Origin of the sequence: Micromonospora sp. NPDC049301, assembly GCF_040678715.1 — a bacterium.
GTDB lineage: Bacteria > Actinomycetota > Actinomycetes > Mycobacteriales > Micromonosporaceae > Micromonospora.
The window spans coordinates 379158-405734 of the sequence record NZ_JBFAQO010000002.1 but is presented as its reverse complement, the minus strand read 5'-3'; the positions used below and the strand labels follow the sequence as shown (position 1 = coordinate 405734).

The following is a 26577-nucleotide window of genomic DNA, read 5'->3' as shown; positions in this document are numbered from 1 at the left end:
TATGCAACCGGGCAGGAACATGGCCGGCACGGGGAACCGTGCCGGCCACGTCATCGACGATGGTTCAGCTCGTGTACGCCTCCACCTCCCAGAGCGAGTGACCCCAGGCGGTGCCCCGGGCGATGCCGTAGATCCGCAGGTAGCGGCCGTTGGCGCCGAGCCCGGTGTGCTCGTCCACACCACCGTCGGCCCCGGTCACCGTCTTCACGTTGCTCCAGGTGGTGCCGTCGTTCGAGGTCTGGATGACGTACGAGCTGCTGTATGCCGCCTCCCAGCTCAGCTTGACCCGGCCGATCGCGGTCGGGCTGCCGAGGTCGACGCGAATCCACTGTGGGTCGGAGAACGCGCTCGACCACCGGGTGGTGAGACTGCCGTCGACCGCCCGGGCGCCGGCCACGTCGGCCCCCTCGGTGCTGGACGTCAGGGTCGGCTTGTTCAACAGCAGGTTGGTGCCGGGGCCGGTCGGGCCTCCGGTGCCGCCGTACACCTCGAACTCGAACAGCGAGTAGCCCCAGGCGGTGCCCCGGGCGGTGCCGGTGAGCCGGACGTACCGGCCGGAGCCGGTCAGCCCGGTCAGGTCGTCCACCCCACCGTCGCCGCCGGTCACCGTCCTGATCGTGGTGAAGTTGACCCCGTCCGGCGAGGTCTGGATCTGGTACCCGCTGCCGTACGCCGCCTCCCAGGTCAGCTTGACCCGGTTGATGCTGTACGTGGCGCCCAGGTCCACGTCGATCCACTGCGGGTCACTGAACGCGCTGCCCCAGCGGGTGCCGGGCTGGCCGTCGAACGCGTTGGCCGCCACGAAGGCACCCTCGAAACTGGACGCCCGAGCCGGCTTGCCCTGGGCGAGGTTCGCCCCCGGCGGGTTCGGGTCCGGGCCCGGGCCTCCGGGGCTGCTGGAGAGGGTGAACTCGTCGATGTCGAACCACGGGCCGGCGCCCTTGAAGACCAGGAACAGGGTCCGGGTGCCGGTCGGGGCGGTGACCCCGCCGGTGACCGTGGCGAAGTTGGCGTACCCGCCGGTGGGTACGACGGTGGCCGAGCCGACCAGCGGCCCGGTTGGCGAGTCGACCCGCAGCTCCAGCGTGCCGCCGCCACCGGCCGGGGCGCCGACCCTGGCGCTGAACGACTGGACGCCGGTCAGGTTGTACGGGCGGAACGAGATCCAGTCGTTGTTGTCGACGTACCCGATCGCGGCGCCGCCGTTCGCGCTGCCCCCGGCGACGACCTGGATGCCGGACGAGTCACCGAAGTGCTCGGCCTGGCGCACCCGTGGCTGGAGGACGGCCTGGGTGTGCGTGGTCAGCGGCGGCTGGCCGCCCCCGCCCAGGTCGGTGTACTCGGCGTCGATGATGCCGAAGATGTTCGCCGCGGTGTCGTGCTCGCCGTCAGCCGAGGTCTGGATGACCCCGGTGCAGCCCTGCACGCTGCTGAGCTGGTGGCCGTGCGAGTCGTGACCGAGGACGTAGTTGACCTTGACCCGGGCGCAGTCGATGGCACCGTCCTGGGCGTCGGTCACGGTGACGGTGAACGGCACCGCGTCCCCGAAGGCGAACGTCCGCCCGTTCAACGGGGTGTTCACGGTGACCACCGGCGCGCTGTTGCCGACCGTGACGACCACGCTCGCGGTGGCCGTCTTGCCGGTGGTGTCCCGGACCGTCAACGTCGGGCTGCGGGTCCCGTTGGTGGTGTACGTGAAGCTCGGGTTCGCCGCGGTCGAGTCGGTGGTGCCGTTGTTGTCGAAGTCCCACGCGTAGGTGAACGGGTCACCGTCCGGGTCGAGCGTGCCGGCCGAGGAGAACGACACGGTCAGCGGCGCGGTGCCGCTCGTCGGGGTCGCCGAGACCACGGCGCGTGGCGCTCTGCCCTCGCGGGCGTACTCGATCCGGTACAGCGCCGAGTTGGCGTCGCCGTTGAACCACCCGGTGCCGTAGTCGAGCACGTAGAGCGCGCCGTCCGGGCCGAACTCCATGTCCATGACCTGGGTGCCGGTCCACGGGAACGGGTTGATCTTCAACGGTTGGCCGGTCGGGTCGAGCTTGATGTTCTTGATCCAGCGGCGGCCGAACTCACCGGCGAAGTAGGTCCCGTCGTAGTACTCGGGGAACGCCACGTCGGAGGTGTTGTTCGGGTCGTACCGGTAGACCGGGCCACCCATCGGGGACAGGCCACCGCCGGTGAACTCGGGCGGGGAGCCGGAACCGCCGTACGGCAGCCACGCGGGGACGGCCGGCGGCAGCTGGGTGATGCCGGTGTTGTTGGGCGAGTTGTTCACCGGCCCGCCGGCGCAGTTGAACTTCGGCCCGGACGGGCCGGACGGGAAGGTGTAGTCGTTGTAGGCGTCGTTGCGGGCCGTGCAGTACGGCCAGCCGTAGAAGCCGGGCCGGTCGATCCGGGCGAACTCCACGTTGCCCGCCGGCCCGCGGTTCGGGTCGGCGGTGCCCGCGTCGGGACCGTAGTCACCGAGGTAGACGATGCCGGTGGCCTTGTCCACGCTCATCCGGAACGGGTTGCGGAAGCCCATCGCGTAGATCTCCGGGCGAGTCCGCGCGGTGCCCGGGGCGAACATGTTGCCGGCCGGGATGGTGTACCCGCCGGCCGCGCTCGGCTTGATGCGGAGGACCTTGCCGCGCAGGTCGTTGCTGTTCGCCGAGGTGCGCTGCGCGTCGAAGGCCGGGTTGCGGCCGGCCCGCTCGTCGATCGGGGTGAACCCGGCCGAGTCGAACGGGTTGGTGTCGTCGCCGGTGGACAGGTACAGGTTGCCGGCCGCGTCGAAGTCCATGTCACCGCCGACGTGGCAGCACATGCCCCGGCTGGTCGGCACGTTGAGGATCAGCGTCTCGCTGGCCAGGTTGATGGTGTTGTCGGCGTTCACCGTGAACCGGGACAGCCGGTTGACGCCGTCCCAGACGGCGAAGTCGGCCGGGGTGCCGGTGGCCGGAGCGCCACCGCCGGGGGTGCTGAGTGGTGGGGCGTAGTACGCGTACACCCAGCGGTTGGTGGCGAAGTTCGGGTCGGCCTTGATGCCCTGGAGGCCCTCCTCGTCCCCGGTGTAGACGGGCAGGGTGGCGGCGACCTTGGTGTTGCCGGCCGCGTCGGTGTGCCGGATCACGCCGTTGCGCGAGGTGTGCAGCACGCCCCGGTCGGGCAGCACGGTGAGGCTCATCGGCTCGCCGGTCTCGGCGGCGCCCTTGGCCAGCTCCACCTGCTGGAAGTTGCTGGTGACGGTGGGGCCGCAGTCCGCGTCGACCGCGCCGGCCGCGGTCATGATGCCGCCGAGCAGGTGCTGACGGAAGTTCGCGTCGGTGTACGACGCGTCGGTGTGGCCGAGGCCGGTGTACCAGGACCGGCCGCCGGAGTAGTTCTGGCACCACGAGATCGGGTGGTCGTACCCCATGCTCCCGCCGGTGTAGGTGCTCTCGTCCAGGGTGGCCAGCACGTGCACGTTGCCGCGCGGGTTGGTGCGGTAGTTGTACAGCTCGTCGAACCGGCTCCACCGCTGCGGCAGCGTCGCGGTGGACGGGTGCACCTGGTCGGCGACCTTGACGGTGGCGGTCTGCTCCGCCGGGTGCGAGGCGAAGTACGCCCCGACCAGCCCGCCGTACCAGGGCCAGTCGTACTCGGTGTCGGAGGCCGCGTGCACGCCCACGTACCCGCCACCGCCCTGGATGTAGCGCTCGAACGCGGCCTGCTGGGCGGCGTTGAGCACGTCGCCGGTGGTGGACAGCCAGATCACCGCGCCGAACCGGTCCAGGTTGGCGTCGGTGAACTGGGCCGCGTCCTCGGTGGTCTCGACGGTGAACCCGTTGGCGGCGCCGAGCTGTTGGATGGCGGTGATGCCCGGGGTGATGGAGCCGTGCCGGAATCCGGCGGTCTTGCTGAACACCAGCACGGTGAACGGTGCGGCGCTGGCCACGGGTGGCACGGCGACTATGCCGCCCACGACGAGGATCGCGCTCAGCACGGCGCCGAGCCACGATCTCAGGGATCTGCGCACGGTAGGTCCTTTCGCGGTGCGGGGGACGGCGTGCGCCGATCACGCCTGGTGGTGGGCAGGGTGGTGCCGGGCCTCGTAGCGGTCGCCCGGCCTGCCGTTCGCCGCCACGAGCGCGACACATGTGAATGCATCGTTGCGGCTCGGTCACGGGCGCGTCAAGGACTCTCCCACCATTCGTGAGAGCGTTATCTCCGCAGGTCAACCACGACTCCAGCAGGCGAGATCACATTACGGTTTTCGGCCTGCGGGTCGAGTTCCCAGCTCCGCACGATCGAGGTCACCGACGTCGAGGCCCCGGTCGTTGCGACCGGGGCCCTCCCCCTACTGCCAGCACCGCGCGCTACGGACGCCCGTAGGCCTCCAGCAGTCGCAGCCAGATCTCGCTCACCGTCGGGTAGGCCGGTACGGCGTGCCACAGCCGGTCGAGTGGGACCTCGCCGACGATCGCGATGGTGGCCGCGTGCAGGAGTTCGCCCACGTCGGGGCCGACGAAGGTGACGCCGAGCAGGACGTGGCGCTTCTCGTCGACGATCATGCGGGCGGTCCCCGCGTAGCCGTCGGCGCGCACGCCGGCGCCCGCCACGCGGCCCAGGTCGTAGTCCACCACCCGGATGTCGTAGCCGGCGCTGCGCGCCTTCTCGGCGGTCAGGCCGACGGAGGCGACCTCCGGGTCGGTGAAGGTGACCTGCGGCACCGCCGCGTGGTCGGCGGTCGCGACGTGCGCGCCCCACCGGGCGTCCGCGACCGGTGCGCCGGTCGCGCGCGCCGCGATGACGTCACCCGCGGCCCGCGCCTGGTACTTGCCCTGGTGGGTGAGCAGCGCGCGGTGGTTCACGTCGCCGACGGCGTAGAGCCAGTCGAAGCCGGGCACGAGCATCGTGTCGTCGGTGTCGACCCAACCGCCCGGGGTCAGACCGATCGTCTCCAGGCCGATGTCCCCGGTGCGCGGCGTTCGGCCGGTGGCGACGAGCACCTCCTCGACGGTGACGGTGGGCCCGTCCCCGGTCTCGACGGTGATCCCGTCCTCGTCGCGGGTCACCCGGGTGGTCCGGGTGTCGAGCAGCACGGTGACGCCCTGCTCCCGCAGCGCCCTCGCGACGGCCTCCCCCGCGAAGGGTTCCATGCCGTCGAGCAGGCCGCCCCGGGAGATCAGGGTGACCGCCGTGCCGAAGCCGGCGTACGCGGTCGCCATCTCGACGCCGACGACGCCGGCACCGATGATCGCCAGGCTCGCCGGGACCCTCTTCGCGCTCGTCGCCTCCCGGCTCGTCCACGGGCGGGCATCACGCAGCCCCTCGATGTCGGGGATGAGCGCGTCGGTCCCGGTGCTCACCACCACCGCGTGCCGTGCGCTGAGGACGGTCGCGCGGCCGTTGGGAGCGGTGACCGTGACCTCCTTCGGGCCGGTGATGCGGCCGTGACCGCGCTCCAGGGAGATACCCGAGCCAGCGACCCAGTTCGCCTGGCCCTCGTCGGACCAGTTGCTCGCGAACGAGTCACGACGGGCGAGAACGGCCGGCACGTCGAGCTCGCCGGTCACCGCCTGCCGGGCACCGAGGACCTGCCGGGCAGCCCGCAGGACCTGCGCGGGGCGCAGCAACGCCTTGGACGGCATGCACGCCCAGTACGAGCACTCCCCTCCGACGAGTTCGTGCTCGACGAGCACGGCGCTGAGGCCGCCCTGGACCGCGCGGTCGGCCACGTTCTCGCCGACCGGGCCCGCACCCAGCACGATGAGGTCGTACTCGGTCGATGTCATTCAGAAGCCGTCAGGGCCGGTGGGGTCCGCGCCGTCGGGGCCGGCGATGAAACCGTCCACAGTGGCAGCGATGAAGTACACGAGCCTACGCACGACCATCTCCTAGGTTGGGGCGGATACCAGCCTTCACGGAGGTGGCCCGATTCTCAAGGTCACGATTCGGCGGACGGACCACGAGGCGGAACTCATCCGAGCGTTCGCCCGCACCGCAGATGCCCGGGATGGCGGCGCGTAGCCTGGTCACATGCGGATTCTGCGCTCTGCGAGGGGTCTCGGTGGCTGACGCGGACGATGTTCGCCGCCTGGCACTGGCCCTGCCGTACATCGTGTAGATCGACAGCGAGGGCTTCGACTTCCGGGTGAACGACAAGGGGTTCGTCTGGTCCTATCCCGAGCGCAGGCCGGGCAGGCCACGCCTGATCCGCACGGATATCGCGGTGCTGTTCGTCGGCGACGAGAGAAGCAGGCCCTCCTGCTCGGGGAGCCCGACGCCTTCTTCACCACGCCAGGCTACGACGGCCTGCCACTGGTGATGCTGCGCCTGGCGAAGGTCGGAGTCGACCGCGCCCGACTGGAGGCGGCCGAGCGACTGGCCACCGTCGCTGACGAGGCCGGGCTGACGATGATCCAGCTCGCGCCCGGTTTCGTGACCGCGCGGCACGTCGGCCGGCCAGCGGCAACGATCGCTTCCGCTGGTGAACGCGGGCCACCCGGACCGTCAGGCCTGCCGGCGGACGAACGGCCCGGTCTGGTCGGCGACATCCGCGTACTCCGCCGGCAACTGGGTGATCACCTGCTCGTAGCCGCTGGGGTCGAGGGCGTCCCGGAGGACATCGAAGACCGCCGTCACGCCGTCCCTCGCCGCGTCCACATCGAGGTCCGCGCGACCGCTGACCCGGTCGACGAAGACGTCGAGCCCGAACCGCTCGGCTGTCTCGCTGCCGCCGAAGGCGTACGCCCCCAGCCCGGAGGGAAGCTGGTCGGCCAGGTCGCGCGCCTCACCGCCGTCGATCCGCTCGGCCAGGGTGGTCAACGTGGCCTGTGTGACGGCGGTCGCCTGCTCCGACGACATCCCGGATCGCGTCGCCACCAGGGCGAGGAACTCCTTGTCGTTCACCGTGCGGCCTCCTCTCGCCGTTGGAGCAGTCGAGTTCCCCGGCTCCAGGTCGGCAAACGAGGTCACGCGCCGTGCTGATGGTGGTGGCGGCGGGCGGTGCCAGGTCAAGGTTCGCGCAAACTCCCACCGGTCGGCGGACAAGGCCCGAGACTGGGACGGCCGCCCGGCCAGTGGCGCCGTTGGAAAGCTGACCGAGCAGGGTGCCGGCCAGCGCGACGACCAGTCCCACCACCTGCACCGGGCGCAGCGTCTGACCGAGCGCCAGCCAACCGAGGACCGCCGCGGTGATCGGGCTGAGCAGGGCGAGGAATGCCACCGAGGTCGCGGGCAGCGCGGCGATCCCACGGAACCAGAGCCAGTACGCCAACGCCGTGCCGGCGGTGGCCAGGTATCCGTATCCGGCGAGGTTGGTGCCCGTCAGGGTGGCCGGCAGTCCCTCCGCGGCGAGTGCCACCGGGGCGAGCAGCAGACCACCGGCGGTGAGCTGCCACGCGGTGAACGGCAGCGCGCCAATTCCGGCCGGGCGTCCCCATCGTTTCGTCAGGACGGTGCCGGTGGCCATCGAGGCTGTACCGACCAGACCGGCCAGGATCCCCAGCAGGTCGAGGTGGGCGTCCGGGCGCAGGACCACCAGCGAGACACCGAGCACGCCGAGCAGTCCGGCGCCGATCGCGATCGTGCTGGGCCGGATCCGGAGCAGGGCCGCCGAGAGGCCGACCGTGAGCAGCGGGCCGGTGGCGCCGAGCACGGCCGCGACGCCACCGGGTAGCCGGTAGGCGGCGAAGAAGAGCATCGCGAAGAACACCCCGATGTTCAACGTGCCGAGGACCGCCGCCTTCCACCACCACGCTCCCCGGGGCAGGGCTCGGGTCACCGCGAGCAGCACGAGGCCAGCCGGCAGCGCTCGCAGCGCCGCGGCCAGCAACGGCCGGTCATCCGGTAGGAACTCGCTGGTCACGGCATAGGTCGTGCCCCAGACGATCGGCGTGACGGCGGTGCTGACGAGCATCGGGTTCATCGCGGTGTCCCCCCATCAGGCGTAGCGATAGCTTAGTGCTAAGAAACTTAGTGGCAAGTATCTGACCACCGTGCGAGGTGAGACAATCGGGTCATGCGGCAGGAGAGAGTGACGGCGACCGGCGACGGGGTGGACGTGATCGTCGGGCAGTGGGCGGCCGAGCGGCCCGAGCTTGAGACCCTCCCGATGGAGGTCTTCGGCCGGATCTACCGGATCGCCCGGCTGATGGGAGACCGGGTCGAGCGGGCGTACGCCCCGTTCGGCATCGGACGCGGCGAGTTCGACGTACTCGCCACCCTGCGCCGGTCCGGGGAGCCGTACACGCTGTCGCCGAGCCAGCTGTCGGCGGCCCTGATGCTCACCACCGGCGGCATGACGGGCCGGCTGGACAAGCTGGCGCGGGCCGAGCTGGTGCAGCGCATTCCCGACCCGACGGACCGGCGGGCGCTGCGGGCTCGGCTGACCGCCAAGGGGCGGCGCGTGGTGGACGAGGCGCTCACCGCCGGGCTCGCCGAGCAGACGGCGGCACTGAACCAGCTACCGGCCGCGCAGCGCGAGCAACTGGCCGGGCTTCTCCGTACTCTGCTCGCCGCCTGCTGAATCCGGGCCGGCGAGATCTCGCCGGCACCGGCTCATTCCTCGCGCTGCGGCCCGAGGTGCGCCCGAAGGGCCGCCGCGATCTCACCCGCCGCGTGGAGCTGTTCCGGCGTCAGGGCGTCGACGAAGAGCTCCCGGATGGCGCGCAGGTGCGGCACCGTGGACGCCCGGAACGCCTCGGCTCCGGTCGGCGTGAGGTGCACCTCCGCCCCACGGGGGAAGGTGCGGCACTCCTGGCGGCGGATGAGCCCGCGCCGCTCCATGCGCCCCAGGTGGTGGGAGAGCCGGCTCCGCTCCCAGCCAATGTGCGTCGCGAGCTGGGAGGAGCGCATCTGCCGGTCCTGCGCCTCGCTGAGGGCGAGCAGCACGGCGTAGTCCCCCGGCGAGAGCGAGGACTCGACCTGCAGGCGTGACGCGAGCTCGGACCTGAGGGATTCGGTGGTCTCGAGGAAGTCCCGCCAGACCCGCAGCTCCTCGGTGGTCGGCAGTTGGCGTCCCCTCCGCCGCTCGGGTGTGGCCCTTGTCATCTGCCCTCCTGGTTGACGTGTCAATTCAGAGGCTAGCATGGTTGACACGTCAATCGCGCTAGGCGACCTCCGCCACGGGTAACCGGCGGGGGCTCGCGAGGAGGAGACCATGACGACTGAAGGCTTCGAACTGGGGCTCAACTCGTTCGGGGAGGTGGCCACCGACGGCGACCGGGTCCTGAGCGACGCCGAGACCGTGCGGCTGCTCGTCGACGAGGCGCGGCTCGCGGAGTCGGTCGGACTCGACGTGTTCAGCCTCGGTGAGCACTACCGGGAGGGCCACAACGACTCGGCCACACCCGTCCTGCTCGCGGCGATCGCGACGGCCACCCAGCGGATCCGCCTCGGCACCTCGGTCACGGTGCTCAGCACGAATGACCCGGTACGGCTCTACCACGAGTTCGCCACCCTCGACGCCGTGTCCAACGGCCGGGCCCAGATGGTGCTCGGGCGGGCGTCGGCGACCGAGTCGTTCCCGCTGTTCGGGTACGACCTGGCCAACTACGAGCAGTTGTTCGAGGAGAAGCTCGACCTTTTCGTACAGCTCCAGCGGGACGAAGCGGTCACCTGGTCCGGGACGGTGCGCAGCCCCCTGGTCGCACAGCGGCTGCATCCGCGGATGCGGCCGGGCGGCATCCCGACCTGGATCGGTGTCGGCGGCAGCCCGAACTCGCTGGTCCGCGCCGCCCGGTACGGGCTTCCGCTCATGCTCGCGATCATCGGCGGGCGTCCCCAACGGTTCGCCGGTCACGTCGAGCTCTACCTCCAGGCGCTCGAACAGTTCGGGCATCCCGTGCAGCCGATCGGGCAGCACTCGCTCGGCCTCGTCGCGGACACCGACGAGGAGGCGAAGGAGACGTGGTGGCGGTACTGGCAGCCGGTCGTGGCGGCGCTCGCCGCGGAACGCGGCTTCTACAAGCCGGACCGCGCACGCTTCGAGGCCGAGATCGACCACGGGGCGCTGTTCGTCGGGTCGCCGGAGACGGTCGCCCAAAAGATCGCGACCATGGCCCGCGACATGCGGCTGAGCCGCTTCGACCTCAAGTACGACATCATGCACCTGCCTCGCGAGGCACGCGCGCGCACCATCGAGCTGCTGGGCAGCGAGGTCGCGCCGCGGGTTCGGGAGCTGCTGGCGAAGGAGCCCACCAATGTCTGATCTCGAGTTCGGCCTCGACACCTTCGGCGACGTGCCGGAGGACGACTCCGGCAAGCTCATCTCCTACGGCGCGGCGATCCGGCAGGTCGTCGACGAGGCGGTGCTGGCCGACGAACTCGGCGTCGATGTCATCGCCCTCGGCGAGCACCACCGGCCGGAGTACTCGGTGTCGACGCCGGAGACCGTGCTGGCGGGGATCGCCACCCGCACCTCGCGCATCCGCCTCGCCTCCGGCGTGACCGTGCTGAGTTCCGACGACCCGGTCCGGGTCTTCCAGCGCTTCGCCACGGTCGACGCGCTGTCGCACGGTCGCGCCGAGGTCATCCTCGGGCGCGGCTCGTTCACCGAGTCCTTCCCGCTGTTCGGTTACGACCTGCGCGACTACGACGTGCTGTTCGAGGAGAAGATCGAGCTGTTCGTGAAGCTGTTGGACGAACAACCGGTCACCTGGAGCGGCACGAAGCGGGCTCCGCTGGAGAACGCGGACGTCTTCCCCAAGACGGAGTCCGGGCGCCTGACCACGTGGGTGGGCGTCGGTGGCTCGCCGCAGTCGGTCGTGCGTACCGCCCAGTACGGCCTTCCGCTCATGCTCGCCATCATCGGCGGCGCCCCCGAGCGCTTCGCGCCCTACATCGACCTCTACCGGAGGGCGGCCGAACAGCTCGGCACGACGGCGCATCCGGTCGGGATGCACTCGCCGGGCTTCATCGCCGACACCGACGAGGAGGCGAAGGAGCTGTTCTGGCCGCACTACCGGGTCATGCGGGACCGGATCGGCGCGCTGCGGGGCTGGCCCCCGATCCGTCGCCAGGAGTTCGACGCCGAGGTGGAGCACGGCTCCCTGTACATCGGCTCACCGGAGACCGTGGCCCGCCGGATGGCCGCCGCGATCCGCGGCCTCGGCGTCGGCCGGTTCGACCTCATCTACACGGCCGGAGCGCAGCCCGTGAGCGCCCGGATGCGCGCCGTGGAACTGTACGGCACCAAGGTGATCCCCCTGGTCCGGGACATCCTGGCCAGCTGACCCGTCCCACGGACGGCGTACCGGAGGAAGACATGAACGACAACGGGCGCAACGGCCCACAGACCCTCGGCGTCCTCGGTGCCGGCAAGGTGGGCACCGTGCTCGCCCGACTCGCCGTCGCCGCCGGCTACCGGGTGCTCGTCGCCGGCTCGGGCGACCCGGCGAAGATCGCCCTCACCGTCGAGGTGCTCACGCCCGGAGCGGTCGCCACCACCGCGGTCGACGCCGCGGCCAACGCGGACGTCGTCATCCTCGCCCTTCCACTGGGCAAGTACCGCAACGTTCCCGCGGAGACACTGCGCGGCAAGCTCGTCATCGACGCGATGAACTACTGGTGGGAGGTCGACGGCATCCGCGACGACCTCACCGAGCCGCGGACCTCGTCCAGCGAGACCGTCCAGGCGTTCCTGTCCGGCGCGCGGGTCGTCAAGGCGTTCAACCACATGGGATACCACGACCTTGAGGAGGAGGCGCGGCCGGCTGGCGCGGCCGGCCGCAAGGCCATCGCGATCGCCGGTGACGACGCGGCCAACCTCACCGAGGTCGCCTCCCTTGTCGACGCGCTCGGCTTCGACCCGGTCGTCGCCGGTCCCCTCGCCGAGGGCGTACGGCTCGAACCGGGCAGCGAGTTGTTCGGCGCCAACGTGAGCGCTGACGAGCTGCGTGCCATGCTCGACCGCTTTCCCGAGTCGGAGCGTGGACGGGTCATCGCCGCCGCGCGGTCCGCGACACCGTAGGAGACGCCGTGGCCCGCCGGCGGCGGTCAGCCGCCGGCGCGCACGATGTCCCGCGCCGCACGGGCGAGCTTCTCGTCGTACGGTCGACCCAGCTCACGCGCGAGCTCGATGGTCCGGTCGAGCAGTCCCAGCGCCTCGTCGTAGCGGCCCGCCGCACGGCACGTCTCGGCGTAGGTGTGCAGGAAGTCGATCTCCATCTGCACCTCGGCCAGCGGTTCCAGCAGCTCGAAGGCGCGTCGGTGGTGTTCGAGCGCCTCTTCGGGTGAACCCATGACCCGCAGCGCGACGCCGAGGTAGTTGTGGCACCACGCCTGGTTGTGTTGCAGGTTGTTCTGCTCGGACAGCCGCAACGCGTCGTGCAGCGCTCGCAGTGACTCCACCCGGTCCTGCGCTGCCAGTGCGACGCCGAGGGTGACCAGACCGGTGATCTGGGCGGGCCCGTCGGCCAGGGCGACGGATGCCCGGGCGAGTTCGACGGCTTCGCCGCGCCGCCCGAGGCGTAGGGTCACCCAACCGTCGAAGGCCAGCGCCTGGGACTGCCCGGCGCGGCGCCCGATCCTCTCGAACAGCTCGCGTGCCCGCCGGAAGTGCGCCTGCGCCGCTTCGAGGTCGCCGAGGTCCCGACGGACGAGGCCGATGCGCAGCGCCAGACCGGCTGCCAGGTCGTCGTCCGGCCCGGACCGCTCGGCCAGCTCGTAGGCGGACAGCGCCTCGGTGAGGCGTCCCGCAGCGGCACGGGCGTAGCCGAGGTCCGCGAGCAGCGCGGCCCGCTCCTGGTCACGACCGAGACGTGCCGCGGCGACCGCGGCCGCTTCCAACAGGCGTGCCTGGTCATCGCTGCCGCGGTGCCGGAAGAACCAGACCCGCATGGCCTGCGGCAGTTCGGCCACCACCTCGTCCATGCCGAGTCGCACGGCGGCGTCGAAACCGGCGATCAGGTTGACGTACTCGAGGTCGAACCAGGCCATGGCCGCCGCCGGATCGCCCGGCGAAGGTTCCTTCCGGTACGGCGAGGGCAGCGTCCGATCATGGGCGACCGCCTGCGCCAGGTAGTGCCTCAGGACCCGGCGCAACGCGGCTTCCGCCTCCGGCTCCCCGTCGGCGGCGAGGTCTGCCGCGTACTGCCGGATCAGGTCGTGCATCCGGTACCGCCCGGGCGAGAGCTCCTGGAGCAGGTGGGCGTCGACCAGCTCCTCCAGCACCGCGCCGAGCCGGTGGGGCGGCAGGTCGGTGAGCGCCCCCGCCACCGCCGCGTCGAAGTCGGTGCCCGGCAGCACGCCCAGCAGCCGGAACATGCGGCGCTGGACCGCGTCGAGCTGCTGGAACGACATGCCGAAGACGGAGTCGAAGCGGCTGGCACCGTCGCGCAACCGCTCGGCCAGCACCGCCACCGTCCAGCCCGGACGGTGGCGAAGCCGCGCGCCCGCCATGCGTAGCGCCAGCGGGAGCCCGCCGCACTGCCGCAGCACCTGGCCGACCGCGTCCTCCTCGGCGAGATCGAGCCCGGCCGCCCGGCCGAACAGGTTCGCGGCGTCGCCGTCGGCCAGTGGCGCCAGGGACACCGGCGGCACCCCGTCCAGGCTGATCAGCCGGTGGCGGCTGGTGATCAGGACCGTCGACCTTCCCGCACCGGGCAGCAGTGGGCGCACCTGCTCCGCGTTGACCGCGTTGTCGAGCACGACGAGCGCCCGCCGGCGGGACAGCTCCGACCGCCAGAGCGCCGCGCGTTCGGCGGCGCTGGCCGGGGGATGCGTGACGTCCAACGCGCCCAGCAGCCGACCCAGCGCGACCTGCGGCTCCAGCGGCTCCTGGCCCGGGGTGAAACCCTGCAGGTCGAGGTAGAGCCCGCCGTCCGGATACCCGGATGCGAGCCGGTGGGCCGCGTGCACGGCCAGGCTGGTCTTGCCCACGCCCGCCATGCCGTCGATCGCGACCGCGCCGGCGGTGCGCAGCAGCTTCTCGACCAGCGCGAGCTCCGCCTCCCGGCCGGTGAAGTCGAACAGGTCGGCCGGCAGGTCGTTGCGCCGTGGGGCGGGCGCCGGGCCGGCCTGAGCCGCCTCGGCCCACACCGCGCGCAGCGGCCGGGGGTCGCGACCCACGGCCCGGCACAGTGCCACGACCGCCTCCCACGGCGGCACCAGCCGACCGGTCAGGTACCGGGACAGTGACGAGCTGCTCAGACCCGACTCGCGGGCCAGGGCGCGCAGGCTGAGCCCGCTCAGCTCCTTGATCCGGACCAGCTGGGCAACCAGTCGCTCCTGCGGGCTGGACACCCGCAACACCGTACCGTCCCGCCCCGCGCAGGCGGATCGGCGAGGCGTTTGCGCTGCTGGGCGGGGGTCTCGGTGTCCCACGGTGTCCCACGGAGCACGCGGGCTCCGGCACGCCGATGGTCGGATGACTCCCGTCGGAGACACCGACGACGGAGACGAAGGAGAAGCGATGTCGACCGAGCGCATGCCGAACCCGGCGGTTCTGCTTCCGGAGGCGATGGAGGCCCTGAAGGCCCTCAACCGGGCGGTCGCGGGCGCCGGGGTGGACGGCAAGCTGCTGGCGCTGAGCCACCTGCGCGCCAGCCAGATCAACGGCTGCGGCCCGTGTGTGGCCGGGGGCGCCCACCAGGCCCGCCAGCACGGCGCGACCGCGGACCAGGTGCACGCCGTCGCCGCGTGGCGCGAGACGCCCTGGTTCAGCGACGAGGAGCGCGCGGCGCTGGCGCTGACCGAGGCCGTGACCCGGCTCGCCGACCAGGCGGACCCGGTGCCGGACCAGCTGTGGGACGTGGCCGCCAAGCACTTCGACCAGAGGGAACTGGCCGCGCTGCTGCTCAACATCGCGATCACGAACGCCTTCAACCGGCTCAACGTGCCGACCCGCCAGCAGGCCGGCACGTGGTGACCGGACCGCGGATCAGTACGGACAGCGCCACACCGACCAGCACCGCCCCACGCCACACGGCACAGAACAGAGAGGACGTCGTCATGTCGACCACGACGAAGACCACCACCGCCAATCGCGAACAGCACGGGCGCTTCACCGACGAGGAGCGGGGCGCGATGAAGGAGCGCGCCAAGGAGCTGAAGGCGGGCGCCCGGCGGGGCGCCAAGGCCGACACGGAGAAGGACGTGCTCGCGAAGATCGCCGAGATGTCGGAGTCCGACCGGGTGATCGCCGAGCGGCTGCACGCCTTGATCAAGACCAACGCGCCGGTCCTCACGCCGAAGCTGTGGTACGGGATGCCCGCGTACGCCCGCGACGGCAAGGTGGTCTGCTTCTTCCAGAGTGCGGCGAAGTTCAAGACGCGGTACGCGACGCTCGGCTTCAGCGACCAGGCGAACCTCGACGGAGGCACCATGTGGCCGTGCTACTTCGCGCTGACCGAACTGATGGCCGACGACGAGGCGAGGATCGGCGCGCTCGTGAAGCAGGCGGTGAGCTGAGGACCCCGGCGCTTCGCAAACGGGAGGTCGGACGTACCCGCGCCGACCTCCCGGCCGCGACCTCCGTTGTGACACAGGTCACTCGGGGTGAACTTTCACCGGCCGGTCACGTCCGGAGCACCTGGATACCTCTCGAGTTCATCCAGGGAGAATGATGCGTTCAGTTCGTACGTTATCGGCGCTCGCACTGCTGGTGCTCGGCGTCTCGGCGGTGGCTCCGGGCGGTGTGCCGGCGTCGGCACAGCCCCGGGTCGCGAAGCCGGCGACCGCACCCGCGGTCGCGTCCAAGCCCCGGGTCCCGAAGCCGGCGACCGCACCCGCGGTCGCGGCCAAGCCCCGGGCGGTCACTCTGCTCACCGGCGACACCGTCCACGTCAGCACCGTGAACGGCCAGACGGCTGTCGACGTGGTGCCGGGCAAGGGACGGGAACGGATCCCGTTCATCAAGCACAGCGCCGGCGAGGACGTGCGGGTCATCCCCGCCGACGCCGTCGGCCTGCTCAACCGGGGCAAGCTCGACGAGCGGCTCTTCGACATCTCGACGCTGATCGGCTTCGGCTACGACGACACGCGGGCCACCCTGCCGCTCATCGTCGAGCACAGCGGTGCCACCCCCGCCGGCCTCGCCGGCGCCCGGACCACCCGGCAGCTCTCCGGGGCGAGCGCTGTCGCGGAGAGCCGCACGGACGCGGTGTCCTTCTGGAACAACCTCACGTCCGCCGGGAGTGGCAGCGAGCGGCGGCTGCGGGCCGGGTTCGACAAGGTCTGGCTCGACGGGCTGCGCCACCCGACCCTCGACGTCAGCGTCCCGCTGACCGGCGCGCCGCAGGCCTGGAAGGCCGGTTGGACGGGCACCGGGGTGAAGGTCGGTGTGATCGACACCGGCGTCGACCAGACCCATCCCGACCTGGCCGGTCAGGTCGCCGCCGCGGAGAACTTCACCGCCGACCCGGACGCGCTCGACCGGGTCGGCCACGGTACCCACGTCGCCTCCACCATCGCCGGCAGCGCGGCCGCGTCGCAGGGCCGCTACAAGGGCGTGGCGCCCGGCGCAACCCTCTACAGCGCCAAGGTCTGCGCCATGGATGGCTGCCCGGAGTCGGCGATCCTGGCCGGCATGACCTGGGCGGCGCAGCAGGGCGTCAAGGTCGCCAACATGAGCCTCGGCGGCCCGGACACCCCGGGGACCGACCCGATCGAGGCGGCCCTGGCCGACCTCACCCACCGCTACGGCATGCTCTTCGTCGTCGCCGCGGGCAACAGCGGCCTGGGCGGCGAGTCCACGGTGAACTCGCCCGGCGGCGTGGCCGAGGCGCTGACCGTGGGCGCCGTGACCAAGACGGGTGAACTGGCCGACTTCTCCAGCCGCGGTCCGAGCGCGAGCGGCGGCATCAAGCCGGACATCACCGCGCCCGGCGTCGACATCCTCGCCGCCCGCAGCTCGACCTCCGACCTGGAGCCGGTCGGCGAGAACCCGCAGTACGCCATGCTCTCCGGCACCTCGATGGCGACTCCGCACGTGGCCGGCGCGGCGGCGATCCTGGCCCAGCAGCACCCGGACTGGTCGCCTGAGCGGATCAAGTCCACGCTGATGGCGGCCGCGCAGCCGAGTGCCACGATCGGTGTCTACGAGCAGGGTGCGGGCTTCCTCGACGTCGCCCGGGCGATCCAGCAGACCGTCACGGCGAGCCCGGTCAGCGTCGCCTTCGACCGGTCCGCCGCCGCGCAGAAGAGCACGGTCACGTACGCGAACAGCGGCTCTTCCGCCCTCACCCTGGCTGTCTCCCTCAACGCCAAGGACGCCGACGGCGCTCCGGCGCCGGCCGGCCTGTTCAGCCTCAGCGCCTCCTCGGTGACGGTCCCGGCCGGCGGCACGGCCACCGTGACCGTCAACGTGCAGGCCAGCGCCGGCCTGCCCGACCGCTACTTCGGCGGTGAGGTGACCGCCACCGGAGGCGGCGCGCAGGTGCAGACCCCGGTCGCGCTCGACGTCGCCCGCCGCCAGCTGACCCTCAAGCTCATCGGGCCGGACGGCGGAGCGCCCACGCCCGAGCAGCGCTGGGTCACCGTCCTGACCGACCTGGACCGGCAGAGCATCCTGGTGCTCGACGACCCCGCGGCCACCATGTACCGGATCCGCGCGGGGCGCTACCTGGTCCAGACGTACGTGTGGACCGGCGACTCGGACCACTCGTACTTCACTTCGCTGGTGCGCCCGAGCCTTGACCTGACCACGGACCAGGCGCTCACCATGGACGCCCGCTTGGCGAAGCCGATCGCGGTGTCGGTGCCGAACCCGAAGGCCATCGCGGTCCACCAGGAGTCCGGCTGGACGATCCGGACCGAGCAGCCGAAGATCTCGGGCAGCAACGACCCGTACGGCGTGCTGTGGAACGTCCCCTTCGAAAACGTGCGGAGCGCGCAGATCGGGGCCGGCAAGACGCCCGGCTTCGTCTCCCACGTCTACGGGATGTGGGGCCAGGCGGCCCAGGACGGCAGCCTGCACAACAGCCCGCACTTCTACCGGGTCTACTTCTATGAGCCGGAGAAGATGATGACCGGGCTGACCCGCAAGCTGCGCGCGGGCGACTTCGCCACGGTCCGCTCCCAGATCAGCGCGGACGTGGCCGGCGTGCCCGTTTCGCGGACCGCGGTCGCGCACGCGCCCGGCAACTCGCCGGTCTACCGGTCGAACGACGGGCGCATGGTCACGCCGGGCTTCACCTACGACGTGCCGAGCACCATCACAGAGTACTACAACCAGGACAAGCAGGCGGTGTGGCAGACGTCCTCGGCCCAGGAGGGGTACACGTATTACGAGTCGGCGTGGACCAGCTTCAAGCCCGGGCGTACGTACAACGTGAAGTGGGCCAACGCGGTGGTCGGGCCGAACTTCCCGGAGCCGAACTTCGGCCAGCAGTACGCCACCCGCTACTGGGGCTTGGGGCCCGAGTTCAGGTCCGAGTTCAAGACCGAGGTCATCGGCGCGTCGGTGCCGCTGCACGGCGACGGCGCCGGGCACATGGGCTACCGGTTCGTTAACGGCACCGGCGGCAGCCGGGAGCTGAACCTCTATCGCAACGGGGTCAAGATCGACGGCGCGATCCAGACGAACGACTTCGCCGTGTCGTGGGACGTGCCTGACGAGATGAGTGACTACCGGCTGACCGCGACCTTCCGCAGCGACCCGGCGTTCACCCTGTCCACGGTGGTCGACGCGGAGTGGACCTTCAAGTCCGCGCACGTGAGTGACGGCCAACTGGCGAAGCTGCCGATGACGGCGATCCGGTACACCCCGGAGCTCGACATCGACAACCGGGCGCCGGCCGGCCGGCTGTTCGCGATCCCGTTCTCGCTCGACCGCCAGATCGGGGCGGAGCCGGGCCGGACCAAGGCCTTGACCGTCGAGGCGTCGTTCGACGACGGCAAGACCTGGCAGCAGCTGACCGTGAATCGGTCCGGCGAGAAGGGGGTCGCCTGGGTGCACAACCCGGCCGGCACCGGCTTCGTCTCGCTGCGGGCCGCCGCGACGGACACCAGCGGTAACACGGTCAAGCAGACCGTCATCCGCTCCTACCGGTACTGAGGATGGGTCCCGGACGCGGCGCCCACCGGCGCCGCGTCCGGGTCACCGGTGCCAGAGCAGCCGGTCGCCGATCCGCCGGGCCATCGGCGAGTCCGTCCCGTCGAGCTCGGCGAGGGCCTCGCTCCACGCCTGCCTGGCCAGGGCCGGGTCGCCGTTGGCGGAGTGGAAGTCGCCGATGGAGACCAGCACCTCCGCGGCGTCGTGGGCGGCCCGGGCGTCGCGGAAGGTGTCGATCGCCTGCTGCCAGGTCGCCATCGCGTGCGGCAGGTTGTCGATCATCGAGTACGTGTGCGCGAGCCAGGTCTGGGTGGTGCCCACCCCGTGCAGATCGTCGAGGGCGTCGAACTGCCGCCGCGCCTCGATGAACATGCCCAGCGCCTCGGCGTGCCGGCCGAGCCAGCCCTGTGCCCGCGCGATGGCCAGCAGGGCGGTGGTGGCGCCGCGCACATTGCCCTCGCCGCGAAACAGCGCCCGCGCGGCCTCGGCATGCCGGATCGCCTCGTGGTAGCGCCGCTGCTCCAGCCGGATCTCGGCGATGTTGTTCTCCACGTGGCCCTGCTCGGTGCGCCGGCCGAGCCGGTCGAAAAGCGCCCGGGCGTGCTGCAGGTGTGACAGCCCGCGGTCCAGATCGGCCAGGAAGTAGCAGGCGCCGGCGAGGCTGCGGTGCAGCAGGGCCTGGGCGGCGGGGTCGCCCCCGGTCGCGGCGAGGCCGGTGCTCGCCACCGCCGCCCACTGCTTGAACTGCGCGGTGTCCTGGAAGAAGTTCTGCAGGGCCAACGCGATCTGCCACGCCGTGCTAGGTCGGCCGCGCCCCTTGGCCTGAGCGACGATGACGGTCAGCACCCGCTGCTCGGCGGCGAACCAGGCCATCGCGTCGGCCTGTCCGGTGAAGCAGCGCCCGGTGACCCCGCGCTCGGACGGCTCCGGCTCCGGCAGCGGCACCTGCGGCAGCAACGGCAGATGCGCCGCGTACGCACTGAGCTGGTAGTAGTCGTAGACCCGCTCGATGGCAGCGTCCCGCTCGGCCGGGTCGTCGTGCTCCTCCCCGAGCTCCACGGCATAGGCGCGCAGCAGATCATGCATCCGCCACCGGCCGTCGCCGGGCTGGACCAGCAGCTGCGCCCCGAGCTCGGCGAGCAGGCGGCGGGCGGAGCGTAGGGACAGGCCGCCCAGGGCGGCCGCCGTTTCCGTGCTCAACTCCCCCGCCGGGTGCAGGGGCAGCAGCCGGAAGAGCCGGGCCGCCTCCGGCGTCAGTGCCCGGTAGGACCAGGAGAAGATGGCCTCAAGATCGGCGTGTGCGTCACCGAAGCCGGTCAGCCGGCCGTCGGCCTCGGCCAGCTCACCGGCGACCGCGGGCAGACTGAGTCCGGGCCGGCCGACGCTGCGGGTGGCGACCAGCGCCAGGGCCAGGGGCAGCCGGCCGCACCGCGCGATGATCTCGTCGACGGCGGCCGGGTCGGCGGCCGCCGCGTCGCCGAGCCGGCGGGTGAGCAGCTCACGAGCCTCGGCGTCGGTCAAAAGGTCGAGGTGCAGCGGGTGGGCGCCAGCCGGGCCGGCCATGCCGGTGATCCGGCGGCGGCTGGTGGCGATGACGAGACTGCCGCCGGTGCCGGGCAGCAGGTGCCGGATCTGGTTCCAGTCGCGGCAGTTGTCGAGCAGGATCAGCATCCGGCGCTCGGCCAGGATGCTGCGGTAGAGGCCGGCCTGGGCGTGCAGTTCGGCCGGGATGGCGGCCGGCGCGACCCCGAGGGACCACAGGAAGCCGCGCAGCCCCTCCGCCGGTGTCATCACCGAATCGCCGGAGTCGAAACCGCGCAGGTCCGCGTGCAACTGCCCATCGGGGTAGCGGGCGGCCAACTGGTGGGCCAGGTGCACCGCGAGGGTCGTCTTCCCGACGCCGGGCATTCCGTCGATGACCAGTGCGGTGGTCCGCCGCTCTCCGGCCAGCAGCTCCTCTGCGGCGGCCACGACGTCGCGGCGGCCGGCGAAGTAGGGGTGGTCGGCCGGCAACTGCGCCGGGGGTTCGGCCCAGGTCGACTGCGGCGACTCCAGCCCGGCGCGTCCGGCGCCACGCCGCGACCCGGAGCCGTCGGCCGGGGCGTCGTGGTCGAGCAGACTGTCCCGGGCCGCGCGCAGGTCGCCGCCCGGCTGGATACCGAGCTCGTCGGCGAGCCGGTGCTCGATGTCGGCATAAGCCGCGAGGGCCTCGGCCCGCCGGCCGTCCGCGGCGAGCGCGAGCAGCAGCCGCGCCTGCAGTGCCTCGTCCAGCGGCTCGTACTCGGCGGCCAGCCGGATCGCGGGCAGCACCGCGTGGACGCACCCGGCCTGCAAGGCGGCGTCGGTCGCCGCCCGGACGGCCGCGAACCGCTCGCCGTCGACAGCGACGAACTCCGGATGGGCCCGGCCGCCGGTTTGCAGGCCCGAGGCGCACCGGTCGCGCCACAGCGCCAGCGCCTCCCGGTAGAGCTCGACGGCCGGCTCGCCGGAGCTGCCACCAGCCTGGGCGACCAGACGCCGGAAACGCAGCAGGTCGAGCGACTCCCCGTCGATCCGCAGCCAGTATTCGGCGCCGTCGCGGATCAGCACCGAGCCCGCTGCCCGCGTCGGCAGGCCCGGCTCGAAGCGCCGCCGGAGCATCCCGACGTGCCGGTGCACCACATTGACCGCGCTGGGTGGGGGGTCGGACTCCCAGAGCAGGTCGACGAGCTCGGCGACGCTGACCGCGCCGCCGGCCCGGGCGAGCAGCAACGCCAGGATCAGCCGCTGCTGCCGGGTGCCCAGGTCGATTTCGGCCTGGCCGCGCCAGGCCCGCACCCGGCCGAGAACGGCGAAAGAGAGCGGGCTGGTCATGGTGCTGCGATCCATCTGGGGCCGGTTGCCACGATCGCCAGAGCATCGCAGGACCGGGGCGATGATAGGGGTGCGTGTGGCGGCAGTGTGAACTTCGGCTCAGTGCACCGGCGGGCTCGCCGCTGCTCAGGCCGCCTCCAGGCCGGTGCGCAGAGCGCGCAGCGCGTAGTGGGTCCGGGACTTCACCGTGCCGATCGGCACTCCCAGCCGGCCCGCGACCTCTTCCGCCGACCGCCCGACCAGGTAGACCTCGGAGAGCAGACTGCGCTGCGCCGGGCTCAGCCGGCCGAGCGCGTGGCGGATGGCGTGCGACGCGAGCGCGCTGCCGGTGGTGTCGTCACCTGCGGGAATCCAGGTCATGTCGACGAGATGGACCTCGGCCGGGCGGCCCTGTCGCCGCCGGACGCCGTCGATGACGAGCCGCCGGGCGACGGTGACGAGCCAGCGGCGGGCGGCGTCGGGTTCGGTCGGCACCGAGTCGAGGTGCCGCCAGGCCCGCAGCATCGTCTCCTGGAGCAGATCCTCGGCGGTCTGCCGCTGGCCGCGGGTCAGCACGAGCAGGAGACGCAGCACGGCACGGGCGTGGTCCGCGTGCAGCGCGGTCATGCGCTCGGCCCGGCCGGCCGGTGATCCGTCGAGTGCCCGCAGCACGACATCTCCCCCATATGCAGGAGCAACGGTGAATGCGGCACGAGCCTAGGGACGATCGATGCGAATGGACTGACGCGTGAGTGCGAATCGAGTGCCGTCGCCGAGCGCGATCGGTCACGGACGGGACGTGGCCGCCGCGAGCAGGCTGGCCAGCCGCCGGCCGGTCCGGGTCTGCGCGTACGGGATCAGGGCCTGCGCCTCCTGCCACGCCCGCACCGCGGCGTCCTGGTCGCCGGCGGCGGCGAGGGCGTCGCCGAGCAGCGCCAGCACCTCCGCGGCCGGCGCCGAGGCCGCGGCCTCCTGGTAGGAGACGGCCGCCTCGCGCCAGCAGTCGACCGCCTTGCCGAGCTCCCGGCGGGCGGAATGCACCCGGCCGAGCACCTCCCACGCCTCGGCGACGCCCAGCCGGTAGCGCGCTCCGCGCGACAGCGCCATCGCCTGCTCGGCGCAGCGCACGGCCTCTTGCTCCCGGCCCAGTTCGACGTAGCTCGAAGCCATGATCACCAGGACGTCCGCGAGCAGTTTGTCGTCGCGGGCCGACCCCGGCCTCAGCGCCGCGGACAGCGCCCGGACGACCTCCTCGTGTCGCCCCTGGGCGCTCAGAATCATCGCCCGGTTGATCCCGGCCCGGGTCATCTCGTCGTACAGGCCGAGCCCGGCGAGCAGCTGGACCGCCTGGTCGAGATGCCCGACCGCGGTCTCGTGCTCGTGCCGGAAGTAGGCCGCGCCGGCCAGGCTGCGGTGCATCCGCGCCTGTCCAACCAGGTCGCCGCCCGCCCGGGCGGCATCGAGGGCCACCTCGCCGGTCGTCGTCCAGTCGGCCCACCGGCCGCTGAGATCGAAGAAGTGCTGCATGCCCAGGGCGAGCTGCCAGGCCTCGGTGTGCCGGCCCTGCTGGGTGGCCCGGCCGATCAGCGCGATCAGGACCTGCCGCTCGGCGGTGAACCAGCGCATGGCGTCGCCGTGGCCGGCGAAGCGCAGCGGGGTCTCGGCCGGCCCCGGCTCGATCATCGGGTGCTGCTCGGAGGTCAGCAGCCGTCGGTGCGCCTGATAGCCGGTCGCCCGGTAGAACTGCAGGGTGCGCAGCTCCGCGGCAGCCCGTTCGGCCGGGCCGTCGTTCTCCTCACCGACCTCCGTGGCGTAGGCCAGCAGCAGGTCGTGGGTGTGGTAGCGGCCCGGCAGGTCCTCGCTGATCAGGTGCGCGCGGCTCAGCTCGCCGAGCAGTGCCCGCGAACTCCGCAGCGAGACGCCGGCCAGGCCCGCCGCACCGGCGATCGAGATGTCGGGGCCGGGATGGATCGGCAGCAGCCGGAAGAGTCGGGCGGCCGCCGTGGAGAGTGCCCGGTAGGACCAGGAGAAGACAGCACGCAGGCCGGTCTGCGGGTCGTCGCCGTCGAAGCCGTCCAGGCTCTCCGGCGCCTGGGCCAGCTCGGCGGCGATCTGCGCCGCTGGCATCTGCGGCAGGCCCGCCGCGCGGGCGGCCACGACGGCCAGCGCGAGCGGCAGCCGGCCGCAGCTGGCGATGATGGCGTCGATCGCGGCCGGGTCCGCCGCGACGCGGCGTGCACCGAGGGGCCCCAGCAGCGCCGTGCGGGCCTCGTCGACGCTCGGCAGGCCGACCGGCAACGGGTGGGCGCCGGCCATGGTCAGCAGGGTGCTGAGCCGGCTGCGGCTGGTGACGATCACCAGGCAGCCGGGGCTGCCCGGCAGCAGGTGCCGGATCTGCTCGGCGTCCCGGCAGTTGTCGAGCAGGATCAGCAGCCGTCGGCCGGCAAGGCTGCTGCGGTACATGCCTGCCTGGGCGTGCAGCTCGGCGGGAATGCTCTCCTGCGGCACCCCGAGCGAGCCGAGGAAGCCGCGCAGCGCTTCGGACGGGCTCATCGCCGGCTCCCGCCCGTCGTATCCGCGCAGGTCGACATAGAGCTGCCCGTCCGGGTAGCCGGCGGCGAACCGGTGGGCGAGGTGGACGGCGAGAGCCGTCTTGCCGATCCCGGGCATCCCGTCGATGGCGAGCACCGCCGGCCCGCCCGGTCGGGCGACCGCCGCGCGGGCCTCGGCGATGAGGTCGTCCCGGCCGGTGAAGAAGGCCAGGTCCGGCGGCAGCTGCGCCGGCCGGGGCAGTGCAGGCGGCGCTTCGGTACGCGCGAACCGGGTGCGCTGGTGCAGCAGCCGGTCGTACGCCTCCCGCAGCTCCTCGCCCGGATCGATGCCGAGGTCGTCGGCGAGCCGGCGACGCACCACCCGGTACATCTCGACGGCTTCCGCCTGGCGGCCGTCGGCGGCGAGCGCCAGCAGCAAGCGGCTCTGCAGCGATTCGTCGAGCGGGTGCTGCTCGGCGGCCTGCCGCAACGGCGCCAGCACCGCGCTCATCCGGCCGCAGCGTTCGGCGGCGTCGGCGGCCTCGCGCACGGCCTCGGCGCGTTCGGCCTCCACGGCGAGGAACGTGGGATGCAGGCGGGAGGCCGGTTCCAGGCCCGCGGCGCACCGGCCGCGCCACAGCCGCAGCCCGTCGAGGGAGTGCCGCAGCGCCGACTCCGGGTCGCCGGCCTGGAGGCTGCGCCCCGCCAGCCGGCTCAGCGACCGGAACCTCAGCAGGTCGAGGGACTCCTCGTCGGCGCGCAGCCGATAGCCCGAGAGCTCGCGGAGGATGTGCCGGCCTTCCGACCGGGTGGGCAGGTCGGGTTCGAGCAGCCGCCGGAGCACCCCGACGTGCCGGTGCACGACGTTCGCGGCGCTGGGCGGGGCCTCCTCGTCCCAGAGCAGGTCGACCAGTTCGGTCAGGGAGACCGGCGAACCGGCCCGGGCCAACAGCAACGCGAGCACCAGGCGCTGCTGGCGGGCGCCCAGGGGCAGCTCGGCGCCGGCGCGGACGACCCTGATCGAGCCGAGCACCGAGAAGCCGATCGTCCCGCCCGCCTCCGCCCCCCGCACACCGGCAACGGTAACGGGCCGATCCGCCGCCTCAACCCGCGACCACCGGCGCAGGGAGGAGGCTGGATCTCCGGGACGGCGACCGTCGCCACCGCTGCGCCGACCGCGCTTCGTGGGCCACCGGCTCAGCGCCGCAGGGCGGTCTCACTGTGCATGTGGGACAGCTTCTCGGGATTGCGCACGGCGTAGAGGCCGGTGATGAGGCCGTCGTCGATGCGCACCGCGACGACGGTGTCGATCTCGCCGTCGAGCCGGAGAGCCAGCGCCGGGTAGCCGTTGACCTGGGCCGGCCGCAGCGACATGGCAGCGATCCTGGCCTTCCTGCTGACCAACAGGCGCGCCACCTTGCCGGCCCCGGCGACGGGCCGCGGGACCGCCTGCCGGATACCACCACCGTCACCGAGGAGCACGACGTCCGGCGCGAGGATGTCGAGCAGACCCTGCATGTCGCCGGTCTCGACCGCCCGCTGGAACGCCTCGAGCGCACCTCGGGTCTCGGCGGGCGTAACCGCGCCGCGCGGCCGGCGCGCGGCCACGTGCACCCGTGCCCGGTGAGCTATCTGGCGGACCGCGGCCGGGCTCTTGGAGACGGCCTCGGCGATCTCGTCGTAGGCCAGATCGAACACCTCGCGCAGGACGAACACCGCCCGCTCGATCGGACCGAGCGTTTCCAGCACCAGCAGCATCGCCATCGAGACGCTCTCGGCCAGCTCGACGTCGTCCGCGACGTCGGGCGTGGTCAGCAGCGGCTCGGGGAGCCAGGAGCCGACGTAGGACTCCTTGCGGCGGCCGAGCGTACGCAGCCGGCTGAGGGACTGGCGGGTGGCGATCCGGACCAGGTACGCGCGCTGGTCGCGCACCGTGTCCAGATCGACGTCCGCCCACCGTAGCCACGTCTCCTGGAGGACGTCCTCGGCGTCGGCGGCCGAGCCGAGCATCTCGTAGGCGACGGTGAAGAGCAGGTTGCGGTGGGAGACGAACGCGTCGGTGGCGGGGTCGGGGCCGCGATCCTGCCTCGTGACTGCGCTTCCAGCGTCCGGAATTGCGCTGACCATGCGTCGCTCCTGTCGCTTCGATCCCGCCTGCGTCGCACACAAGACGCCGACCTGTCACCTGCTGTGACACCGGGCGCTCGTGACGGGCGTCACCCAGCCCGAGCTGTCTCAGCGATCGGGCCGGGCAGA

General features: G+C 72.2%; 17 protein-coding genes and 1 pseudogene. 8 read left to right on the top strand and 10 right to left on the bottom strand.

What is annotated here, in order from left to right; translation table 11 throughout:
- Positions 1–64 precede the first annotated feature (64 nt).
- Both AB0K07_RS08065 and AB0K07_RS08060 read right to left on the bottom strand, forming a co-directional pair.
- Entirely contained in the window at positions 65–3997 is a 3933-nt protein-coding gene (locus tag AB0K07_RS08065) for a ThuA domain-containing protein (RefSeq protein WP_363751884.1), read from the bottom strand.
- Between the two features lie 340 nt (positions 3998–4337).
- Entirely contained in the window at positions 4338–5756 is a 1419-nt protein-coding gene (locus tag AB0K07_RS08060) for an NAD(P)/FAD-dependent oxidoreductase (RefSeq protein ID WP_363751883.1), read from the bottom strand.
- Between the two features lie 332 nt (positions 5757–6088).
- Here AB0K07_RS08060 and AB0K07_RS08055 point away from each other — a divergent pair.
- Positions 6089–6321: pseudogene (locus AB0K07_RS08055) on the top strand (hypothetical protein); the annotation flags it as partial.
- A gap of 153 nt (positions 6322–6474) precedes the next feature.
- Here AB0K07_RS08055 and AB0K07_RS08050 read toward each other — a convergent pair.
- Positions 6475–6828 carry a DUF2267 domain-containing protein gene (locus AB0K07_RS08050; protein WP_363751882.1) on the bottom strand — a complete coding sequence of 118 codons (354 nt, stop codon included), beginning with the start codon at positions 6826–6828 and terminating at the stop codon, positions 6475–6477.
- Positions 6755–7891, bottom strand: coding sequence for an EamA family transporter (locus tag AB0K07_RS08045; RefSeq protein ID WP_363751881.1), 1137 nt, complete (start codon positions 7889–7891; stop codon positions 6755–6757). The genes AB0K07_RS08050 and AB0K07_RS08045 overlap by 74 nt, the downstream gene beginning before the upstream one ends.
- Positions 7892–7984: 93 nt before the next feature.
- On the opposite strand from AB0K07_RS08045, the gene AB0K07_RS08040 reads away from it, so the two are divergent.
- Complete coding sequence (locus AB0K07_RS08040) at positions 7985–8491, top strand: MarR family transcriptional regulator (RefSeq protein ID WP_363751880.1); 507 nt, start codon at positions 7985–7987, stop codon at positions 8489–8491.
- A 32-nt stretch (positions 8492–8523) separates the two neighbouring features.
- Here the strand turns inward: AB0K07_RS08040 and AB0K07_RS08035 are convergent, their stop codons facing one another.
- Positions 8524–9015, bottom strand: coding sequence for a MarR family transcriptional regulator (locus AB0K07_RS08035; RefSeq protein ID WP_363751879.1), 492 nt, complete (start codon positions 9013–9015; stop codon positions 8524–8526).
- 109 nt (positions 9016–9124) lie between these two features.
- On the opposite strand from AB0K07_RS08035, the gene AB0K07_RS08030 reads away from it, so the two are divergent.
- The 3 genes from AB0K07_RS08030 to AB0K07_RS08020 are packed head-to-tail and all read left to right on the top strand — an operon-like array spanning position 9125 to position 11935.
- Positions 9125–10174, top strand: coding sequence for an LLM class flavin-dependent oxidoreductase (locus AB0K07_RS08030; protein ID WP_363751878.1), 1050 nt, complete (start codon positions 9125–9127; stop codon positions 10172–10174).
- Positions 10167–11198 (top strand): LLM class flavin-dependent oxidoreductase, encoded by a 1032-nt coding sequence (locus AB0K07_RS08025; RefSeq protein WP_363751877.1) that lies wholly within the window; start codon positions 10167–10169, stop codon positions 11196–11198. The genes AB0K07_RS08030 and AB0K07_RS08025 overlap by 8 nt, the downstream gene beginning before the upstream one ends.
- 32 nt (positions 11199–11230) lie before the next feature.
- Entirely contained in the window at positions 11231–11935 is a 705-nt protein-coding gene (locus AB0K07_RS08020) for an NAD(P)-binding domain-containing protein (RefSeq protein WP_363751876.1), read from the top strand.
- Between the two features lie 26 nt (positions 11936–11961).
- On the opposite strand, the gene AB0K07_RS08015 is transcribed toward AB0K07_RS08020, so the two are convergent.
- Positions 11962–14208: a helix-turn-helix domain-containing protein gene (locus AB0K07_RS08015; RefSeq protein WP_363751875.1), complete on the bottom strand. Its 2247-nt coding sequence runs from the start codon at positions 14206–14208 to the stop codon at positions 11962–11964.
- Between the two features lie 169 nt (positions 14209–14377).
- On the opposite strand from AB0K07_RS08015, the gene AB0K07_RS08010 reads away from it, so the two are divergent.
- The 3 genes from AB0K07_RS08010 to AB0K07_RS08000 all read left to right on the top strand — a co-directional run bounded on the left by AB0K07_RS08010 (position 14378) and on the right by AB0K07_RS08000 (position 18961).
- Positions 14378–14833: a carboxymuconolactone decarboxylase family protein gene (locus tag AB0K07_RS08010; RefSeq protein ID WP_363751874.1), complete on the top strand. Its 456-nt coding sequence runs from the start codon at positions 14378–14380 to the stop codon at positions 14831–14833.
- 83 nt (positions 14834–14916) lie between these two features.
- Positions 14917–15375: a DUF1801 domain-containing protein gene (locus AB0K07_RS08005; protein ID WP_363751872.1), complete on the top strand. Its 459-nt coding sequence runs from the start codon at positions 14917–14919 to the stop codon at positions 15373–15375.
- A gap of 154 nt (positions 15376–15529) precedes the next feature.
- Positions 15530–18961, top strand: coding sequence for a S8 family serine peptidase (locus AB0K07_RS08000; RefSeq protein ID WP_363751871.1), 3432 nt, complete (start codon positions 15530–15532; stop codon positions 18959–18961).
- Between the two features lie 42 nt (positions 18962–19003).
- Here the strand turns inward: AB0K07_RS08000 and AB0K07_RS07995 are convergent, their stop codons facing one another.
- The 4 genes from AB0K07_RS07995 to AB0K07_RS07980 form a co-directional block, all read right to left on the bottom strand.
- Positions 19004–21826, bottom strand: a complete 2823-nt coding sequence (locus AB0K07_RS07995; RefSeq protein WP_363751869.1) for a BTAD domain-containing putative transcriptional regulator — start codon at positions 21824–21826, stop codon at positions 19004–19006.
- 111 nt (positions 21827–21937) lie between these two features.
- Positions 21938–22462 carry a sigma-70 family RNA polymerase sigma factor gene (locus AB0K07_RS07990; protein WP_363751868.1) on the bottom strand — a complete coding sequence of 175 codons (525 nt, stop codon included), beginning with the start codon at positions 22460–22462 and terminating at the stop codon, positions 21938–21940.
- A gap of 114 nt (positions 22463–22576) precedes the next feature.
- Positions 22577–25393, bottom strand: coding sequence for a BTAD domain-containing putative transcriptional regulator (locus AB0K07_RS07985; RefSeq protein ID WP_363751867.1), 2817 nt, complete (start codon positions 25391–25393; stop codon positions 22577–22579).
- A gap of 125 nt (positions 25394–25518) precedes the next feature.
- Positions 25519–26448 (bottom strand): RNA polymerase sigma-70 factor, encoded by a 930-nt coding sequence (locus AB0K07_RS07980; RefSeq protein ID WP_363751865.1) that lies wholly within the window; start codon positions 26446–26448, stop codon positions 25519–25521.
- Positions 26449–26577 lie beyond the last annotated feature (129 nt).

What these genes read in the sequence shown, in the direction of transcription:
- AB0K07_RS08025 (WP_363751877.1), top strand. Translation starts at nt 10,167, where the DNA reads ATGTCTGATCTCGAGTTCGGCCTCGACACCTTCGGCGACGTGCCGGAG.
- AB0K07_RS08040 (WP_363751880.1), top strand. Translation starts at nt 7,985, where the DNA reads ATGCGGCAGGAGAGAGTGACGGCGACCGGCGACGGGGTGGACGTGATC.
- AB0K07_RS08000 (WP_363751871.1), top strand. Translation starts at nt 15,530, where the DNA reads ATGCGTTCAGTTCGTACGTTATCGGCGCTCGCACTGCTGGTGCTCGGC.
- AB0K07_RS08045 (WP_363751881.1), bottom strand. Translation starts at nt 7,891, where the DNA reads ATGAACCCGATGCTCGTCAGCACCGCCGTCACGCCGATCGTCTGGGGC.
- AB0K07_RS08035 (WP_363751879.1), bottom strand. Translation starts at nt 9,015, where the DNA reads ATGACAAGGGCCACACCCGAGCGGCGGAGGGGACGCCAACTGCCGACC.
- AB0K07_RS07995 (WP_363751869.1), bottom strand. Translation starts at nt 21,826, where the DNA reads ATGGATCGCAGCACCATGACCAGCCCGCTCTCTTTCGCCGTTCTCGGC.
- AB0K07_RS08010 (WP_363751874.1), top strand. Translation starts at nt 14,378, where the DNA reads ATGTCGACCGAGCGCATGCCGAACCCGGCGGTTCTGCTTCCGGAGGCG.
- AB0K07_RS07980 (WP_363751865.1), bottom strand. Translation starts at nt 26,448, where the DNA reads ATGGTCAGCGCAATTCCGGACGCTGGAAGCGCAGTCACGAGGCAGGAT.
- AB0K07_RS08050 (WP_363751882.1), bottom strand. Translation starts at nt 6,828, where the DNA reads ATGTCGTCGGAGCAGGCGACCGCCGTCACACAGGCCACGTTGACCACC.
- AB0K07_RS08030 (WP_363751878.1), top strand. Translation starts at nt 9,125, where the DNA reads ATGACGACTGAAGGCTTCGAACTGGGGCTCAACTCGTTCGGGGAGGTG.
- AB0K07_RS08005 (WP_363751872.1), top strand. Translation starts at nt 14,917, where the DNA reads ATGTCGACCACGACGAAGACCACCACCGCCAATCGCGAACAGCACGGG.
- AB0K07_RS08020 (WP_363751876.1), top strand. Translation starts at nt 11,231, where the DNA reads ATGAACGACAACGGGCGCAACGGCCCACAGACCCTCGGCGTCCTCGGT.
- AB0K07_RS08060 (WP_363751883.1), bottom strand. Translation starts at nt 5,756, where the DNA reads ATGACATCGACCGAGTACGACCTCATCGTGCTGGGTGCGGGCCCGGTC.